This window comes from Psychrobacillus sp. FSL K6-2836 (assembly GCF_038003085.1).
GTDB lineage: Bacteria > Bacillota > Bacilli > Bacillales_A > Planococcaceae > Psychrobacillus.
Window position 1 is genome coordinate 508,468 of record NZ_JBBOOM010000001.1, and the last position, 19,885, is coordinate 528,352.

Here is a 19,885-nt window from a genome sequence, read left to right on the forward strand (position 1 = left end):
TAGCAACAAATATACTCCTTCTTGCTCCACTCACTTACTTCTTTAGTTATCAAAATTTATTAAATTCGATATATTTTCCTGTAATCTATTTTCCCGTTTGTTTCCATTTCAATACCGGCGAACGGACTATCATCTCGAATGTATAAATTATGTGTACGGTGAGATAGAAACTTAATAGTTGCTGCTTGTTGCATGATCTTTTCAACCTCTATAAACAATTTAAACACTAGCTGGTCATCTGTATAATTCAATATCTGTTCCAATAATTCATCTACCTGTCCCTTTACATTACCATTAAGAAACGTCATATACGGAAATTGAACCGATTGAAAAATATGAAGTAACGATATAATTCGATCTTGCCCTAAGGCAACACCACCTATATAAATATCGTAATTGGATGCAAGTTGATCTGAAGGTGTACGGTAAGGTGCTAGCTCTATTTCATGCTCAATTTCGTAAGCCGTTAGACGCTCACTTAAGATGTTTGCCTCTCGTAAATGGTTTACATTCGCACGAATTTGCTGTACCCCGATTTTTAATTTTGGAAAATAATTTCCTGGAACTAGATCTTTTATTGGTACGACTACTTCATCTGCATTTAAGAAAAAGCTATGTGCCACCGTTTCACCGTATTCCTTTAAGCAGTATTCATTCGGGTTAATAAGTGAATAAACGGTCCTTCTAAGCTGCTCATCTTGTAGAACGCTATGTGAAGTAGTATTTAATAATATAAAGTCCCCACCTTCTTCATGAAAAGTTTTCTTTGTATGCGGAATCGTAACATCAATTGGGCTAGTTGATAGCCCAAACTTAACTATTGCCGGCGTATGGATAATTTCTACAACATCAATCCATGGGCGTTCTTTAAAGTAATTAGGAAAGGCAGTTAATTGCATATATTCCTCTTTAAAAATAGTTAACTGGAACGGTCCAGAGCCAACAGGAACTCCTATTTCTCCACCTTTTATCCACTCATAAGATACAATCGCCATTTTAGTACTGCACAAGAGACGTGGAAATAATGCATTCGGATTTTTAAGTGTAATTTCGATACTATACGAATTCAGTGAAATAATTTTCACAATCGTAAACAAATCAAATACTGTATTCATCGTTCTCTTTAATGATGCGACTACATCACGACTCGTTAGCTTTTCCCCATCATGGAACGTGACATCTTTACGAAGTGTAAATCTCCATACACGGTGATCTACAGTATGATAGGCAAATACTAAATTCGGTCGAGCTTGCTGTGTTTCAGTACAAAATTCAAATAATGTTCCAAATATTTGTTGTGCGATATGGCTGTCATGTCTTGATAATCCTTTAAGAGGATCTAAAATAAGTTCAACTTTTGGGTAGGGATAACGAAAAACATCTTGTTCATCGTCAGATTTGGTAAACCCGTATCTATCTATCAGCCATGTATTCACCTCTGGTTTCCCTAATAGCTGATATTTGTGTAGCAGCTTGTAAGCTTTGTCATACTGTGCTCCTTGCCACTGTTTATCAAACTCTATAAATATTGCCTGTAGTTTTGGTAGCTTGATTTTTAACTGTGGCTTTTTTCCACGACCTTGATAGGTCTCCCAGTCGACCCAACCTGACTCATAGCACTTTTTAATAATGGTTTTCGCATACCTTGTTGAGCAGTTCCAAGTATTTGATAGCTCCTCAATCGTCGTCTCATAATTTGTAAATGGCTCGAACTTTTCATATAAAGGCAATAAATATCGAATCATCCATATCCCCCTAAAAGGTGAACAAATTTATTTTATATTTCACTTTTTGTTCTTCTTTTATTATTTTATCATTTGTATAGGAGGGTTTATATGAATTTATATCGCAATAAAAACTTTACTATTCTCTATTCCATTACGATTTTATCCACATTTGGAAGTACCATTTACACATTCATTTTGCCTTTACTTATATATGATTTATCCCAATCAGCTTTAGCAATGAGTACAATGCGGATTGTTGATTTTTTGCCGAATGTTTTGTTAGGTATGCTTGCCGGAGCTATTGTTGACCGCGTGAATCGTAATATGATGATTACATATGGTGGATTCCTAAAGGTGCTCCTTTCCGCCTTCTTAACGTTTGTTATTTACTTAAATGCAGTGGAGCCATGGCATTTGTACCTTTTAGGCTTTCTCATTTCAACCGTTAGTTATACTGTTGGTAATGCTACTCACGCTATTATTCCGCAGCTGTTCTATAAAAAGTGGATGACCGATATTCAAGCGAAATTTTCTTTTGTAAATACATTTGTCTCAATTATTGGACCTTCCTTGGCTGGTGCGCTACTACTTATAATTGCCTACGATCATTTAATGATCGTATACACAGTATCGCTACTTACTATTTGGATCATTAGTCTTTTTATTGATCAGACAACAACTCCCGAACGCCTGAAGAAGCAGTCACTACTTGAAGATATGAAGGAAGGAATTCAAGAATTATTTGGTAATAAACTGCTTCTTACCCCAACACTTTCTATTTTATTAGTAAACTTAGCAACTAGTTTAATTATTGGGGTACTTATGTTTTATGTCGTTGATATATTAGGTGAAACGAAGGAGCAGCTTGGTCTTATGTATTCAATTGCTGCACTAGGAGGGCTTGTAGGGGCACGACTTATTAAGCCATTAAGAAAACGCTGGACTAGAGGTTCTATATATATTGGGCTACATGCCATAGATGCTTTCGTTCTTGTTTTCTTCTTCTTTGCAACAACTTGGTGGCAACTTGGGATTTTATTAGCTTTTCGTTCGTGTACGACGGTTATTACCAATATTATTTATCTAGCAATTCGTCAAGAATCCACACCGAATCATTTGCTTGGTCGTGTCGCGGGGACTTCTTCTATGTTCATGAAATTAGCGCTACCAATTGGATTATTTTTTGGGGGGATTTGGGCAGAAACATTTCCAATACCATATATTTTCATCATCTCAGCATCGATAGTACTTAGCATTTGTATACTGTTGCGAAAAAACAATTTCCAAAAGTTAGTGTAGGATCTTGTGAAATAAAAAATGAATATATAAAAGGTTATTCGAAATGAATTCTTTCCCGTTAAATTAAAAAGGCAGTAGAGAATTATGACTTGTATCCTTCTACATCCAGGTTAATCATGTTGATTGTTTTCTTTCTCGTTAGATTAGATGGAGGACGATTTAAAAGACTTGCCTTTTATAAAGGACAAGTCTTTTAAATTATCTACTTATTTACTCTTTAGATTTTATTTCATTGGCTACCTTATTAATCCTTTCTAGCATTGTCGGATGGGAATATCGAAACCATTTTACGAGGAATGGAGGATTCACTTCATTTAACCCGGCTCTTGTAAGTTCTTGAAAAGTGCTCACAGCAGCACTTGGGTCTGTGACTAACTCTATTGCATACTGATCAGCCCTTGTTTCTTGATATCTAGAAATATAATTTGAAAGTGGACTTGAAGCGAATAATAGAAAGGATGTAATTAGTAAAAACAATGGTAACGAGTGAATAGCATTTATCTGCTTTATTTTTAAACTACGCCCAAACCTATCGACGATCCAAGGCATTATTTTCGCTGTTAACCAGAGCCCCAGAAACATAGTTAAAATATATTCAGCTATTCCGAAATATATATGTTTCTCCACATAGTGTCCCATTTCATGGGCCATAATGAAGAGAATCTCATTTTCTGATAAACGGTTTAACGTCGTATCCCATAATACAATTCTGGAATTACTACCAATACCCGTAACATAAGCATTTAGCGCATTTGTCTTTTCCGCCATATTCACTTCATACACATGCTCGGTTGGAATATTTGCTTGTTCGGCTAACGTGAGTATTTTCGTCTCTAATTCTTTATTCGTTAATGGGTAAAAATCATTATACAATGGGTCGATTACTACCGGTTGGATAAACATAAGGAAAATGGAATATGGAATCATTAATAGCCAAGCTATTAGCCACCATTTTTTAGGACTTTTCTTAATCAGCCAATAGAGGACGGACACAATTACTACAGTCATTGCGAAGTCTATCCAAAAACCAATTACATTATCTCGCATCCAGGAAGCGAAAACTTGGGTACTGATCCCATAGCTCTTTCCTAAAGAATATCGGTAATAGTCTAAAGGAAAGAATACGATAAATATAAAAAGAGAAAGTAAAAATAAATATACTCCGTTTTGCACTATTCCCCATTTATTTCGAAAGGGATTCCATTTTTCAAACGCTTGAGAAAGTCCGGTAGTTAATACAAATATATAGACAAGCCACTCGAACGGTGTTGCTACAAAAAAGAGGAAATTCTTTATTTTTGAATACTCCTCACTAAGGTATAATTCTTGCTCAGACATAAAAACTTGTGGATCTGCAACCGTCCCTTTCAACGATTCCGGGATACCCCCACCATTACTATGAAAAATATATACATACATCAATAATGCATATACCCCAAATAACAAAAGAGCGGTAATTCCGTATTTTTTCGCCAAATGCACTTCAACTCCATTCACACTTTCTTACATTAAGTGTAATCAAAAAAAAGAAAGATAGAACCAATTATAGTGATAGGCTACTTTGAAGAAGTTGCAATTTTCTTTGTCATTGAGCCGGGTGACAAAAATATAATTAGAGTAATATATATGTCCCTATTCCGATTTCCATATTTCAGCGAAAAAGGAAGCCGATCCTTATATTGTTTGAGCACCAAGTACCTAAAGCTTATTCTTACTAATCCCCTGTCCTTCTTAGGTTAGTCACTATTAATTGGGGGCATACTAAAAATATCGAATACCTATCAACTTCAATTTTAGTAGGGTGGACTGGTTATGAAAAATAGTTGGAATATTTTCAAGACAGACATTCAAAATATAAGCAAGAATTGGGTGGCTGCAATTCTTATAGCTGGTTTGGTTTTCCTGCCTTCTTTATATGCATGGCTTAATATTTATGCATCTTGGGATCCCTATGCTAAAACTGATCAGCTCCCTGTAGCCATTGTGAACGAAGATGCAGGAGCGAAAGTTCGAGGAGAACAGCTAAACGTTGGTAATGACCTAACCAATACATTAAAAAATAGTCCAGATATGAAATGGTCTTTTACTTCTCGAAAAACGGCTATGGAAAAAGTTGAATACGGTGATTATTTTGCTGTCATAATTATTCCCGAAAACTTTTCCGAAAAGTTAGCTTCCGTCGTTTCGGATCATCCCGAGAAGGCGGAAATTGAATACTATGTAAATGAAAAAATAAACTCCATTGCGCCAAAAATAACAGAAAAAGGTGCAACGGTTATTGTTCAAAAAGTTAGCAGCCAGTTTATCTCAAGTGTGAATGGTGTCATTTTCGATCTTTTTAATGATTTAGGAATTGAAATTGAAAATGACCTACCGGATATTCAAAACTTCGAAAACTATGTTTTTAAATTGGAACAAGAATTGCCAATGATTCACAATTTGCTAACAGATGCTCAAAAAGATGCTTCTTCCGCACAGAAAATTATCACGCAATCACAATCAATGATGCCACTTGCAGAGCAAGTAACGACAGAAGGTTTGAGTTCCATTGAAAAAACAATCGATTTCTTGACTAAGGCACAAAATCGTTTAAATGAACTGGCTCCTGTAGTTGAGAATGATTTGGAAAAAGTATCAAAGATTTCAAAAAGTGCAAATGAACTTCTTCAAAACGTGCAAAACATCGAATTAGATAATACGGAGTTGGATGGGTTAAAAAAGGATCTCGACAACAAGATAACCTCCAATATTCAAACAGTGGACTCCATCGAGAAGGACCTCAATTGGCTAGAAGATTTGTCCAAAAGCACAAATGAATCTAATTTGGAAGAAAATAACTTAGAACAACAATCAAAATTGGCAAATGCAATTGATAAAACAAACGAACTGAAAACTTTTTTACAAGAAGTGCAAACAAATGCAAGAACAATCGATACAATAGTAAAAGATAAAGAGCAACAAATGCAAAAGACAGTGAATGATTTACAAAAAATAACCCTAAATACATCCGTCCAACTGGATACCTTTATTCTCGAATACAAAAACACGATTGAACCAACTGTTATTTCCGAAGTATCCAAAGCAAAAAAGACTCTAGAAAATGCCAAAGAAATGCTGAGCAATATACAGTCCACGTTACCAGAAGTCGCCCGTACACTAAATAGCACAAACACTCATCTTAAAGACGGAAAAACTACATTGGATCGGGCATTGGCGCAGTATCCATATATAAATGATAAAGTGAAGCAATTAGCAGAAAGGATTCGAAAAGTTCAGGGGGAAACGAATATCCTTGAAATAATCCAGTTACTACGCAATGATCCACAAGCGGAACGTAGTTTTTTTGAAGAACCAATTGTTTTAAATGAAAATAAACTTTTCCCTATCGCAAATTATGGGACAGGTATGACCCCTTTTTATACAGTTCTTGCTATATGGGTCGGTTGCTTGCTTCTTATCTCACTACTTGCTACAGATGCCAACCATGATAATAATGTAAGTGAACGCTCCGTATATTTCGGTAGGTTGTTTACATTTTCAGCAATTGGTCTACTACAAGCGTTGATTGTAACAGTAGGAGACATTGTTCTATTAGGTGTGGATGTCAAGGATTCCTATTGGTTTATACTATTTGGATTCCTTATTAGTTTCGTTTTCATGACTATTGTATACACCCTCGTTTCTCTATTTGGTGACATTGGAAAAGCCTTAGCAATTATTATGCTCGTCTTACAGATTGCCGGGGCAGGTGGAACCTATCCAGTCGTTCTATTACCTGAGTTTTTTCAAGCGATTAATCCTGCGCTTCCTTTTACGTATGCGGTAGATATTATGCGAGAAGCTGTAGGTGGCATTGTGTGGCAAAGAGCAATACGGGATGCATCCCACCTTCTACTCTTCAGTCTATCGTTTTTAATATTAGGCACCTTCCTAAAGAAAAAAATAAACCAAAAAACAAAACTAATGTTGAAAAAGTCACGTGAATCCGGATTATTTCATTAAAATTAATGTCAGGTACCTAGTTATCGGACCAGTCGAACAAAACCTTGAAAGGCATTGCCAATCAAGGTTTTTTAAGTAGAATGAAATCATACAAAATTTAATATGAAAACTAGAACTTGCCCCATCTAGCATATTCTCTAGTAATTTTGAGTTAAAACTACTCATTTAGGATTGGATATTATTCCTTCGATCAATTTCGCCTTTCGTCTCCGCTTCATGTTCTTTCAGTTCCGTTTTAAACATATTCCTAATCACTTCTTTGTCACCGAACATTAGGATGAAGTCTCCAGCTTGAAGTTCAGTATTAAGTCTTTCCTTTCGGATAATGATTTCACCACGCTTTATTAATAGAATATTTATGTCTTCCTCTGAATTTAGTTTTTCTATTAGCTCCCCTCCAATCATAGTGGAAGAGCTGTGGAGAGGAACTTCCACTAAGTAATCATTCTTTTCTTTTAGGAAGACATCCTTTATTGTCAAATCCTGAAGCTCAAAGTTGCTTTCCAGTTCATGCTCGAAAAAGACAGTTAGTCTGTTCTTTACTTTACCTACTTTCAAAACAAATAGAAACAAAACCAATACTCCTGCAACATAGCCTATTTTCATAGTGTGAAATTCATCAGAGAGTATGCTACTAATTGCAGAAATAATAACCGCTAAAGAAAATGCCCCAAAGAGAATTAAAAAAGCTCCAATTCTTCTGCGTATGGGGTGGTCAATGATTAGTTCTGATTCTCCTGTGGTAAATCCAGTACCTGTAAGCATGGAGATAACCTGAAATCTGGCAATATGCTTTTTTAACCCAGTAAAAGTAAACAGAACGGTATTAATTTCTATTACAACTAAAATAATGGTTAAATATATTAAAATAAATACAAACCCCATATGGTCCACCTCCGATTTAAACTGTGAGGAATATAAAAACCTCTAAGTTAATCTATTTTATCCAATAATTGATAAATATATATTACGGTAAACTTTTAACATCACTTTCCCATTTGCAGCAAGATTAAAACATAAATACCTTAACTTTTAGTGTTTCCTCCACTCTCTTCAACCGAAGCATTTTCAAATAAAAAAATTAGAAGAAATCAGAAACTCGACAAAGAAACGCTAGACAATCAACGAAAACAAATATTTAAAGAATATTGGAAAACTACTATTTCTATAAAAATTGAAAAAAACTTTAATAATAAAAAAAGCATTCAACAATATTAAATCGTCAAATACTTTTTAGCAATTATTCTAACTGCATGCTATGGGTTATTTCTGGTTTATCACAGTTTTGTTTGCCGTAAACCGACTCAGAATCATTTCACTTTCACTCGTATAAGTTATGTTAAAGTGTTTTATCCTTCTATTTTTAGATGTGAAATTATTGTCATTATCTATAAACTTACATCTGGCAAGTTAAACGTAAGGCTAATATTAGTATTCTGGTCCATGCGACATGCTCCTCCCACAGACTTCGATTATCATTTCATTAGATCCACTGCTGACTACTGCCAGATTAATTAATTCGTTTTGTCCTCATTTTGAATTGCTCTTTGTGAAACCGGGATGAAAATATATTTTTCCGATTTGTTTCTAGCACAGGAAGTATTCTCAACTATATAGTTCATGTTTTTTTATATAGTTATAGCATTGATTTGGCAATAAATATCTAGGTTCTCCTCCCATAGAAATTTCTTCTCTAATATACGTCGAACTAATTTCCATAGCTAATCCCTTATCTATTAAGTGGAATGTTGATCCATCGTCATTATTTCTTAAAATAGCCGAGCGACTAATCGTTGATAGCATATCTACTCCATTTCTTGCCATCACAATGAATTTATTTTCAGAAACTAACTCTCTCCCTTTGACCCATTCTCCTTTTCCTATATCTATTAACAAATCAGCTCCCATAATGAAGTACACTTCATCATTCGGATATTTCTTTTTAAAGTGTTCCATTGTATCATACGTATATATATTCCACGCTTCTTGTTTCATTTCATGATCATCTGCAATAAAACGACTGTCATCTTCTATAGCTATTTGAAGCATATTCCAACGATGGTCATCTTCCGTTTTCATCCGTTTATCTTTTCTTTTATTTGAACAGGGTAAGAAGATTACCTGATCTAATTTACAACGATGTGCAACAGTGCTTGCAGTCCATAAATGTACATTTGTGATTGGATCAAATGAAGATCCGTAAATACCAATTTTACCCATGGAATATTCCCTCCTTATCAGTTGTTTAATTCTCCACTATTTTTTCAAATGCCTTTTACAAAGTAATCTCATGATTCATCGATGAGTCATCTCTGTAACTTTTCTTTGTATATCTTTGATCAACACCATCTTGTTATCCCAACAAGCTTGACTCAAATCTACTGGGTATTCTTCTGGATTCATCGTACGTTTATACTCATCCCATAATAACCCAAGATTATCTTTTGCATATAATTGTACTTCTTGAATTGTTGGCATTTTATATACAACAGAACCATCTACAATCACATCTACATGCAACTCTTTAGCTGTAAAGTCTGTTACGAATTTGCTAATGTAGGTGTGTACGGGATGAAACATTTTCAATCGTTCCTCCTCTTGTGGATTTTCATGAGCTAACGCAATATAATCTCCCTCAGCATGACCATTGGCGTTATTGATGATACGATAAATTCGTTTGCGTCCAGGTGTTGTTACTTTCTCAGGATTAGCAGAGATTTTAATGGTATCAACCATTTCTCCGTTCGGATCCTCAATAGCAACTAATTTATATACAGCACCAAGAGCAGGCTGATCATAAGCAGTTATCAATTTTGTTCCTACACCCCATGTATCAATTCTAGCCCCTTGTGCTTTTAGGTTCATAATAGTGTATTCGTCTAAATCATTAGATGCTGATATTTGCGCTTTTGTAAAACCAGCTGCATCCAACATTTTTCTTGCTTCTTTTGAAAGGTAAGCCATATCTCCACTATCTAATCGAATGCCAATAAAATTAATCTTATCTCCAAATTCCTTTGCTACACGGATAGCATTTGGAACTCCGGAACGTAGCGTGTCATAAGTGTCTACTAAGAAAACACAATCTTTATGAGTACTTGCATATTTTGTAAATGCTACATATTCATCATGATAAGCTTGAACCATAGCATGTGCATGTGTTCCTGCCACAGGGATACCAAATAATTTCCCTGCTCTCACATTACTCGTAGCAGAGAATCCTCCTATATACGCAGCTCGAGTACCCCAAATAGCAGCATCGAATTCATGAGCTCGTCTTGTACCAAACTCCATTGCCGTCTCATCTTTAATCACTTGTTTGATTCGTGAAGCTTTTGTTGCAATCAATGTTTGGAAATTCACTATATTTAATAGTGCTGTTTCAATAAGTTGGGCTTCTGCTAGTGGTGCTTCTATTCGAATAATTGGTTCATTTGCAAATACCAATTCTCCTTCTTTCATAGAACTAATCGTTCCAGTGAATTTAAGGTTACTTAGGTATTCCAGGTATGACTCTGAATAACTCCCAATCTCGCTCAGATATGCGATATCACTCTCAGAAAACCTAAAACTCTCAATAAACTCCATAACACGTTGTAATCCTGCGTAGATTGAATATCCATTTCCAAAAGGAAGCTTACGGAAATACATTTCAAAAACCGCTTTTTGGTTATGAATCCCATCATTCCAATAGGTCTCCACCATATTAATTTGATAAAGGTCTGTGTGTAACATTAAACTATCGTCTACATATGTCATTCTATTTTCCTCCATTTTCTTTTTATTTTCTTACCAATTCGTATAAATGTGTCATTAAATCAAATCCATCAAAACTAGCCCCTACGCTTATCCCTTTCACTTTTAAATAACTCTAGCTCCAAGTGAATTTTCAAAATGTGCCAATGCCCATTCATGTCCTCCTTGGTTAAAGGAAGCTACAGCATCTTTATGGATGACAATATGAAAACCTTTGTTATATGCGTCGATTGCTGTATGGAGTACACAAATATCTGTACAAACTCCAACTAAGTGAATCTCAATAATTCCGCGCTCACGCAACTTTATTTCTAGATCCGTTCCAGCAAAAGCTGAATATCTTGTTTTATCCATATAGTAGACGTTATTCGCGTTATTATTTGCTTCGTATATATTTTTTAATGAGCCATATAAATTTCTACCTTCTGTATTTCTAATATTATGTGGGGGAAATAGTTTCTTCTCTGGATGATATTTATCCTCTAGTTCATGGACATCAACAGCAAACACCGTAAAATCTCCATTAACAATAAATTCCTCTGTTAACTTAGTGATTTTTGATTCCAATTTTTGTCCTGGTTCTCCACAAGTTAAAGAACCATTTGTAGCTACAAAGTCTTCCGTATAATCAATATTAATCAATGCTCGTTTGTTCATATTCACTTCTCCTCAAGTTAAATTTTAATTTATACTTTGTAATTATAAAATTACAAAGTACTAATTTTAAAAATATTTAGGAAAGAAAAATACTTTCCTAATGATATATGGACTCTATAATCTCAAAGTCATTAAATGAATATAATTGTGACGGTCTAAATGAATTTCTATTTGTTTTTTTCGGCTTTCCTTCTTTATCTGTTACCTTTTCTATAAAGGGAAGCTTTGGCACTTTGGTAAAGAATACCGAATCATTTGAAATACGTGGATCATCTCCAACGGTTAAGAGCACTCTTTGTAATTCGGACAATGTGAACTCTTTCGGTAGAAAGTTTTTAGCTACAGTTGATTGAATCATCTCTTTTTTTATGAACTTTAAAGCATCTTTAATAATTTTCCGGTGGTCAAAAGCTAAATCTAGCTTGAATACTTCGTCAATATCGAATAATTCTACTTCCGCAGCATCATCATTTGCTTCTCGCTGTCCTATATTTTCTTCGGGAACAATAGCATAAAAGGCATTTGAAATCATCCATCCACGAGGATCGCGTCCAAATTCGTCATAAACACCAAAATGTTTAACATGCAAGCCTTCTACATTTGTTTCTTCTTTCAATTCTCTCTTAGCTGCCGTATAAGCGGTTTCTCTTTTTGGAACATCCACGAAACCTCCAGGAAGTGCCCATTTCCCCCCTTCGATATTAGGGTTACCCTCGTTATCTATATCAGCTCGCTTGATCAGCATGATATTAAGCCTCATCTTTGGTGGTGCTTTTTCTAATACTTTTTCAGATACAATCGTGAAAATAGCGATATCCGAAGTATAACCATCTGGTGTGCGGTATTTAGAACTATCGTAATTCTCCAGTACTTCTTCTTCTGTCTTATACTTTGTCATAAATGGACCTCATCTCACTTAGTAATTTGTAATTGGCGAATTACTATTTATTTTTATTATATGCTTACTTCATTAATTATTCAACCTTTTTCATTAAATTCTCTCTGCATTGGATATAAACAAAGGGGTTTTTGTACTTCATCTATAAGTTGTAGGATACCAAATATAGATATATCTTCCACACAATAAGAACAAATTCTTGAAGCAAAGAGATCTTACATTTATTTACATTAATATTTAGAAGTAGTGCGATTTTGCTTATTTATATGCAAAATATGATTTCAAATAATGTAAAATAATAGTCAATCATTCTATTTTGGTTGTAGTAAGTTATTTGTGCATGGAAATTTTTTTTAGAATCGTCTTTTTGAACAGTAGAATCGTTTTCCTAATAGAGGGGGAAATTTCTTGATAGATGAAGATAAGTTAGAGAGGCTCATGCAGCTATATACAAAAGAAATGCTTCGAGTGAGTTATTATTACACACATAATATACATACTGCGCAAGATATTGTACAGGAAGTGTTTATTCGGTTTTATCATAAACAAGTTACATTAAGCGATGAGGAGATGAAGCCTTACTTGTTGAGGATGGTTATTAATCAATCCAAGGATTACTTAAAAAGCTGGCATTATCGGAAAACGAAATTAGTTGAAAAAATGTTTCCACAATCCGTTAGTAATCCTGATCGCCTTTTACGAAAAGAGGAAGTGGATGAAATAAGTGAAGCTATTTTCGCTTTACCACTAAAACAAAGGGAAACGATTACTTACTATTATTTTGAAGGATATACGACAAAAGAAATTTCCTCTTTGTTAAAAGTACCTGAAAGCACGATTAAATCTCGACTAAAAAAAGCGAGAGAACGTTTAAAGGAACAATTAAAAAAAGCAGATTGGGAGGTGCTATTAAATGACTAACTTTCGATTAAAGGAGCTTCAAAATTTAACAAACGAGGCTCAATCCGTAAAACAATATGTCCGTACAAACTTGCATCGTCCGAAGAAAACAAACCATCTTTTTTATAGATTAACTGTTACTGTTGTCACTATCGTAATGATTTTTATTGTTTTGCATGTAGTAAATCCTTCAGTACCTCCTACTAATTCCTCCCTTGCGGAAAGTTTGGTTGAAGTAGAGAGTCGAGGTGGTGCTACAAGTAGTGAAATGTTTGGACATTATGATGATCAAGCTAATCGTAAATTGACATATTTTCGACCGATAAGTTTAGTGGAATATGCATCACTATCCCCAATCAAAATTCCAGAAACTACTATACAACTAGAACAATATGATTCCAAGGTAATAGTTGTGGAAAGTGACAAAGGATTCGAAACGCAGTTAATGTTCGATCAACTTGATGAATATAAAAATATTACCGATTTTTTAGTTATTTCGGTGAGCAATAGTGATGTGAATCCATTTAAATCGAATGACTTCACAAAAATAACGGAGGATGGGGTTGGCAATACTGTTCAAATAGAATCACTAACTGAATCTGTCTACCTTATACATCAAATTCGCACAACCCCCTCTGCACTTGCATATCGTTATTATGATTATGATGAAGTGACTGATCTCATTTCTGTAAATGTCACGTCTGCAAATGAATTGTATACTTACTATAAAGGGAATATCTATCATATAGGCTATAACTTGGACCAACCAATAGATGATGTTGTGGCGTTTGTAAAAGAATTTATATTACTGAATGCAGATGATTTTTAACCTTAAGTAGCGAAAACCATTGTAGTGGTTTACGCTACTATATTATATAGTGAATGATAACTATTTTAATTAAGACGAGAAAATTCTAGATAAGCTACTAGTTAATTGAAATAACAATATTTCTTTCCCTTATTCGTATATATAATTCATTACATCCTGGATGTAACTTTCTAATGTTTGTCCAGTATCTACAGTAATACACTTATATCCTAATGGTTTTTTACTATTCTCAATCGTGGATTTAAAAGCTATTTCAGACTTTATTTCTTTTATTTGGCTTATCATTCTTTCACGATTTTTTAATCTAAAATTAATTTCATGAATATCGCTAAGGTAGCATTCTACATATTTATATTTCACATTATATTTTTTAGATAAATATGTTCCTTTATCAATCATTTCTTGGTATAAACAAGGACTGTCAAATATTACATCTTGTCCTTGTGATAAGTGAAATTCAATTAAAGACCAATCAATATTGTATGAAATCTTACCAGCAAGATTTGAATCAATTTCACCTTCCTCCATAGAATGTAATAAAGCTGATTTTACAATATCATGATCGACGATAACCGCCCCAGTTCTTTTCAGAATTTGACGGGCAAGCGTGGACTTACCAGAGCCTGGGAAGCCAGACATTTGAACAAAAAACATATGTATTACCTCACCTCAATATTTTCTTTTCTTTAGTGGAATTAATCCTTTTAAAGATGACTTCTTCTAAATATAAATTACATAATATTGCGATAGTAAAAATACGTTCTTATAAATCATAAGTTTCACTAATTGAAATTAAATAATTTCCCATGAACTTTATCATGTTTATACATTAGAAAAGCATTCAACAATATAAATGTCGAATGCTTTTTAAATGATTATTCTAACTGCATGCTAAGGTTTACTTCTTGGTTATTCAGCATAACAGTTATAGTCGAATCAGATGGCTCTGAAACAAATTGTATATGGTGGACTAAGACATTTGTTTTTATTAAGAATTCAAAACGCTGTATTAATGATTTAGAATCTTCGGTACAACTTATTGAAAGATTGATATATTTTTCAATTGGATAATTATACTTTTTGCGTGTGTCCTGAATAATTCGGATAAAATCACGAATCAGCCCTTCTTCTAATAACTCAGAAGTTAACTTCGTATCTATTAGTACCTTAAAGATACCATCTTCTACATATGCATAGCCTTCTTTTACATGGGTTTCTGTAATTACATGCTCCTTTAATAATTCATAGGATTCATTTGAAATAACTACTGGTATACTGCCTTCCGATAACAATAATTGTTTTTGGGTAGCTGTTAAATTCTCCACATACTTTTTGAGATTATTCACATTCTTACCAAATACAGCACCCGCTACTTTGAAATTTAACTTAAACGAAATTTCTTCTAATTCTTCTAAATCTGTTACCCAAGTTAATACTTTGATGTTTAATTCGTCTTGAATAATGGAGCCAAAGTCCTTCAAGCTTTTTTTGGATAAGTTTGTACAAATGACCATTTCGGCTAGTGGTTGTTTCACTTTCAAGTTATTTGAATTACGGATACTGCGACCTAACTCAACTATCTTCAATACAGCATTCATATCGTCCTCTAATTTTCCATCGATTAAACTACTTTGGTGTTTTGGGTAATCCTGTAGATGAACGCTATTATTGTGTAATTTTAAATGAATATCCTCGGCAATGTAGGGAGTGAACGGCGCAATTAATTCACTAACATTACTTAATACGTGGTGAAGCGTATTAAAAGCTGCACGCTTATCCTCGGAAAAACCTGCCGCCCAAAAACGCTGTCTCGATCTACGAACATACCAATTACTTACTTCCTCTACTAACTCTGCGATTTCACGTGTAGCTTGGGTAAACTGATAATCATCCATAAATACGGTTACCTTTTGAATCGTACTATTCAACCGTGAAAGAATCCACCGATCCATTTTTGTTGCGTTACCTGGTTTTGTTGTCTCAAAGGAAAACTGATCAATATTTGCATATAGTGCATAAAAATTAAATAAATTATCAAGCGTGTCAAGTAGCTTTGAACTGGCTTCCTGTACAATCTTTGTGGAAAAACGTTTTGGATTCCATGGAGAACTATCGACCAATAATGACCAGCGCAATGCATCAGCACCGTTCTGATGCATGAGGTCAAGTGGATCTAATGCATTTCCTCTACTTTTAGACATTTTTTGACCTTGCTCATCCAATACATGACCTAGTGACAATACATTTTTATAAGGTGCTTTTCCTGTAAAAAGTGTTGAAACTGCTAGTAGGCTATAAAAGAAACCTCGAGTTTGGTCAATTCCCTCTATCACGACATCCGCAGGGAATTGATCGCTTAATTGTTTATTATCGCCAAATGGATAATGGTGCTGTGCAAAAGGCATAGAGCCGCTATCAAACCATACATCGATTACTTCTGGGGTGCGTTGCATCTCCCCACTACATTTTGAACATGAACAGATGATGGTGTCTATATAAGGCTTATGCAACTCTAAATTTTCCGGTAGTGGCTGAGATGCAAGTTTTGCTAAAGATGCAACATTTGTCGGCGCTTCTTCATGTCCACAAGTTGTGCAAATCCACACGTTTAAAGGGGTTCCCCAGTACCGATTACGACTTATATTCCAATCCACTACATTTTCTAAGAAATTACCAAATCGCCCATTTTTAATGTGATCAGGGTACCAATTTACCGTTTGATTATTTTCTACTAGCTGCTCCTTTAAAGCTGTCATCTTTATGAACCAACTGTCCGTTGCATAATAAAGAAGTGGAGAGTCACAGCGCCAACAATGGGGATAGCTATGTTCATATTTCTCTTTATGAAATAATAAGCCCGTATTCGATAAAAGCTTTATAATTTCCACGTCACAGTCTTTCACAAATTTACCCGCTAAATCCGTTACTACTTCTGTATAACAACCTCGCTGATCCACTACATTAACAAAGGAAAGGCCATTTTGTTGTACTGTTCGATAATCATCCTCACCATATGCCGGGGCAATATGCACAATCCCTGTACCACTCGTTTCTGTTACATAATCTGCTAAAACGACAAAATGCCCTTTTGGTACGTCTACATAATGGAATGGAGGGAGGTAAGGAACACCATCAAATTCGTCTCCTGAATGTTCACTTAGGATGATAGCTTTTTCTCCTAATACAGCAGGAACTAATGATTTTGCAACTATATATATTTCATCTTCTACCTTAGCTCGGACATAAACAAGAGAAGGATTCATAGCAAGCGCTACGTTCGCTGGTAACGTCCAAGGCGTTGTAGTCCAACCGAGAAAAAACTCATTAACATTATTAGCAAGTTTAAATTTAACAGTTGCTGAAAGATCTTTTACATCTTTATAACCTTGCGCAACTTCATGTGAACTCAGGGATGTTTGGCAGCTAGGACAATAAGGTGACACACGGTGACCCTTGTAGAGTAATTTATCGCGATGCACTTTACTTAAAATATTCCACACACTTTCAATATAATCATTACTTAATGTTAAATACGGGTTATCCATGTCTACCCAATAACCTAGTTCCTCGGTAAAGGAACGCCATACTTTTTCATATGTGAATACACTTTCCTTGCATTTTTTTACAAAATTCTCGATACCATAATTTTCGATATCTTGCTTACCTGATATTCCTAGCTGTTTCTCCACCCCGAGTTCAACTGGTAAACCATGTGTGTCCCAACCTGCTTTTCGCTCTACCTTGTACCCCTTCATCGTTTTATATCGAGCTACCACATCTTTAATCGTTCTTCCGAGTGCATGACCGACATGTGGAAGTCCATTTGCTGTTGGTGGACCTTCATAAAAGACAAATGGTGTAGCCTCTTCCCGATTTTGTACAGACTTTTCAAAGGTTTTGTTGTTTTGCCAATACTCACGGATTCTTTGTTCTCGTTGTACTTTACTTTCTTTTACTTCACGCATATTCATAACTTTTCCTCCTATACATTTTGTATAAAAGGCATACAAAAAACCCCATCCCGAGTAAAGGGACGGGGTTAACCGCGATACCACCCTAATTCTATTGAGCCGATCCAATAGCACTTAGCAACGTACAAATCATACGTGTTCTTTTTAACGGTAGACACCCGGATAAGCTTACTAAAATCTTCAGCTTTCTTCTCAGAGAGGATATTCATATATCAATTGCACACTGACTTTCACCAATTTGTCAGCTCTCTGTAGAACAACAAGATACATTACTCTTTCTCTTCAACGAATTTATATGCTTTTATTGAATAGTACTATAACAAATTTAGAAAATAGTGTCAATTGCTTTTCCGAAACTTGATTGAGTATATATTTCACTGTACCGTGGACTCATTCAATATATTTCTTACTCGTTGTTTATATTCTTCCGTATCATAGGAAAAGTAAAGCTGACTTGCAAGTCGAACAGGATCACCAAAGAAAAAACGCTCGTATAGTGTTTGTCTAGAACCAAATGCGCTCATTGTTAAGTCCCATGCTAGACGGAAAAGTTTCACACGGTCCACTCCAATATCTTCACTGGTTTGTAAGTAGTAATTTAACTCTTTTTTAATAGGTGATTGGAATGCACTTTCGGTTGGGATGGACATTAATCCACTCGCGGCTAAGAGCTGAATGATTTCCGTAAACCTCGGATAGATCCGTGGAAATACATTCATTGCAATTTGTAATGTGTCGCGATCTGGTTGCATCCACCCACCTATGTCTATTTTGGCCTCTACTTCTGACTTTATCACTAATGCTTTCATCGTCTCCAGAGCGATAATTATTTCAGATGCTTTTTCTTGAACATGCTGGTATTCATCTATATTAATGGTATCTATAATTGACTGGACAATCCCCAGTATGAATTCGGTTTTTATAATTTGCCTAGATACTACTTGATGAAGTGTAAAGGGTAGGAACGAGTTCGACTTCATAAAATTATTTGAAATATAGATGTTGTCATAATAAAATACGCGATCCCAGGGAACTAAGACATTATCAAACACTACAACGCTATCCATTTCTTCATACTTCGAACTTAATGGATAGTTAAATGAGGAATCCCCTCCAACAAATGATTCTCTACATATGAACCTTAATCCTCTAGTATTACTTGGTATGGAAAATGCAAAACTATTATCCTCTTCTACTTTCCCTCCTGCCGCGATAACTAATAATTCATCCGTTATTCCGCCCTGTGTCGCAAGAAGTCGTGCACCTTTTACTATGATTCCATCTTCGTTCCTATCTATTATTTTTGCGGCAATCGGTTCATCCGAACGCTCCTCATACAGTAGTGTGCGATTTACTTGTGGTTCTATAAAAGTATGGGTCATAGAGATATCATTTTCTTTTGCGTATTCATAAAATGATAGTAGATTATCTGGAAAACAGTTCTTTTGTTCCTGCAACAAATGAACGGATGAAGCTAAAGCCATTAATGCAGTATTCATATAATCTGGACTTCTTCCCATTAATCCATTATTAGATTTAGCCCAGTGCTGCACCATTATACGTCTTGCCACTAAGTCCTCTTTTGTCTTCGGCTGCAAAAACGACATACCTATCCGGTTTTTGCTTGTTGGTGACAAATACGTTAGAACACCTTTTAAGTCTTTATGATGCTGCAGATCATACAATGCTGCTTGACTTTTGATAATTCCTTTAAACGCGGGATGCTCCGAAATATTCCCTGTGACAGGCTTTCCGTCTATCCAAACGTCCGTTTTCAACTGGTCAATCCGATCAATATACTGTTTCCCCGTTATAGCCGACATACTCTCACTCCTAATGCATTAGG

General features: G+C 35.0%; 14 protein-coding genes and 1 other annotated feature. Of the genes, 4 read left to right on the plus strand and 10 right to left on the minus strand.

Going from position 1 to position 19,885, the window contains the following annotated elements; translation table 11 throughout:
* Window positions 1–59: 59 nt before the first annotated feature.
* Window positions 60–1,745, minus strand: coding sequence for an ABC transporter substrate-binding protein (locus MKY37_RS02570; protein ID WP_340773449.1), 1,686 nt, complete (start codon window positions 1,743–1,745; stop codon window positions 60–62).
* A gap of 90 nt (window positions 1,746–1,835) precedes the next feature.
* Between MKY37_RS02570 and MKY37_RS02575 the strand changes: the two genes are divergently transcribed.
* The gene (locus MKY37_RS02575) at window positions 1,836–3,026 is read left to right on the plus strand and encodes an MFS transporter (RefSeq protein WP_340773451.1); all 1,191 of its coding nucleotides are present in this window, start codon (window positions 1,836–1,838) and stop codon (window positions 3,024–3,026) included.
* Between the two features lie 210 nt (window positions 3,027–3,236).
* Here MKY37_RS02575 and MKY37_RS02580 read toward each other — a convergent pair whose 3' ends face one another.
* Window positions 3,237–4,502: a M48 family metallopeptidase gene (locus tag MKY37_RS02580; RefSeq protein ID WP_340779825.1), complete on the minus strand. Its 1,266-nt coding sequence runs from the start codon at window positions 4,500–4,502 to the stop codon at window positions 3,237–3,239.
* A gap of 336 nt (window positions 4,503–4,838) precedes the next feature.
* Between MKY37_RS02580 and MKY37_RS02585 the strand changes: the two genes are divergently transcribed.
* Complete coding sequence (locus MKY37_RS02585) at window positions 4,839–7,028, plus strand: YhgE/Pip domain-containing protein (protein ID WP_340773453.1); 2,190 nt, start codon at window positions 4,839–4,841, stop codon at window positions 7,026–7,028.
* 165 nt (window positions 7,029–7,193) lie between these two features.
* Here MKY37_RS02585 and MKY37_RS02590 read toward each other — a convergent pair whose 3' ends face one another.
* From MKY37_RS02590 to MKY37_RS02610, 5 genes are all read right to left on the minus strand, one after another.
* The gene (locus tag MKY37_RS02590) at window positions 7,194–7,913 is read right to left on the minus strand and encodes a TrkA C-terminal domain-containing protein (protein WP_340773454.1); all 720 of its coding nucleotides are present in this window, start codon (window positions 7,911–7,913) and stop codon (window positions 7,194–7,196) included.
* A 720-nt stretch (window positions 7,914–8,633) separates the two neighbouring features.
* On the minus strand, window positions 8,634–9,248 hold the full coding sequence (gene nadD / locus MKY37_RS02595; protein WP_340773456.1) for a nicotinate (nicotinamide) nucleotide adenylyltransferase: 615 nt from the start codon (window positions 9,246–9,248) through the stop codon (window positions 8,634–8,636).
* Window positions 9,249–9,323: 75 nt separating this feature from the next.
* Window positions 9,324–10,787: a nicotinate phosphoribosyltransferase gene (locus MKY37_RS02600; RefSeq protein ID WP_340773458.1), complete on the minus strand. Its 1,464-nt coding sequence runs from the start codon at window positions 10,785–10,787 to the stop codon at window positions 9,324–9,326.
* A 102-nt stretch (window positions 10,788–10,889) separates the two neighbouring features.
* Window positions 10,890–11,441, minus strand: a complete 552-nt coding sequence (locus tag MKY37_RS02605; RefSeq protein ID WP_340773460.1) for a cysteine hydrolase family protein — start codon at window positions 11,439–11,441, stop codon at window positions 10,890–10,892.
* A 97-nt stretch (window positions 11,442–11,538) separates the two neighbouring features.
* Window positions 11,539–12,339 carry an NUDIX domain-containing protein gene (locus MKY37_RS02610; RefSeq protein WP_340773462.1) on the minus strand — a complete coding sequence of 267 codons (801 nt, stop codon included), beginning with the start codon at window positions 12,337–12,339 and terminating at the stop codon, window positions 11,539–11,541.
* 408 nt (window positions 12,340–12,747) lie between these two features.
* Here MKY37_RS02610 and MKY37_RS02615 point away from each other — a divergent pair, with 408 nt between their 5' ends.
* Together MKY37_RS02615 and MKY37_RS02620 are read left to right on the plus strand one after the other, a co-directional pair.
* On the plus strand, window positions 12,748–13,260 hold the full coding sequence (locus MKY37_RS02615) for an RNA polymerase sigma factor (RefSeq protein ID WP_340773465.1): 513 nt from the start codon (window positions 12,748–12,750) through the stop codon (window positions 13,258–13,260).
* Window positions 13,253–14,068 (plus strand): hypothetical protein, encoded by an 816-nt coding sequence (locus MKY37_RS02620; protein WP_340773467.1) that lies wholly within the window; start codon window positions 13,253–13,255, stop codon window positions 14,066–14,068. Before MKY37_RS02615 ends, MKY37_RS02620 begins: the two co-directional genes overlap by 8 nt.
* A gap of 129 nt (window positions 14,069–14,197) precedes the next feature.
* Here the strand turns inward: MKY37_RS02620 and MKY37_RS02625 are convergent, their stop codons facing one another.
* From MKY37_RS02625 to hpaB, 3 genes are all read right to left on the minus strand, one after another.
* Window positions 14,198–14,722, minus strand: coding sequence for an AAA family ATPase (locus MKY37_RS02625; protein ID WP_340773469.1), 525 nt, complete (start codon window positions 14,720–14,722; stop codon window positions 14,198–14,200).
* Window positions 14,723–14,943: 221 nt separating this feature from the next.
* Window positions 14,944–18,039: an isoleucine--tRNA ligase gene (gene ileS / locus MKY37_RS02630; protein ID WP_340773471.1), complete on the minus strand. Its 3,096-nt coding sequence runs from the start codon at window positions 18,037–18,039 to the stop codon at window positions 14,944–14,946.
* A 55-nt stretch (window positions 18,040–18,094) separates the two neighbouring features.
* Window positions 18,095–18,334, minus strand: a binding site (T-box leader).
* 79 nt (window positions 18,335–18,413) lie between these two features.
* Entirely contained in the window at window positions 18,414–19,862 is a 1,449-nt protein-coding gene (hpaB, locus tag MKY37_RS02635) for a 4-hydroxyphenylacetate 3-monooxygenase, oxygenase component (RefSeq protein ID WP_340773473.1), read from the minus strand.
* Between the last annotated feature and the right edge of the window lie 23 nt (window positions 19,863–19,885).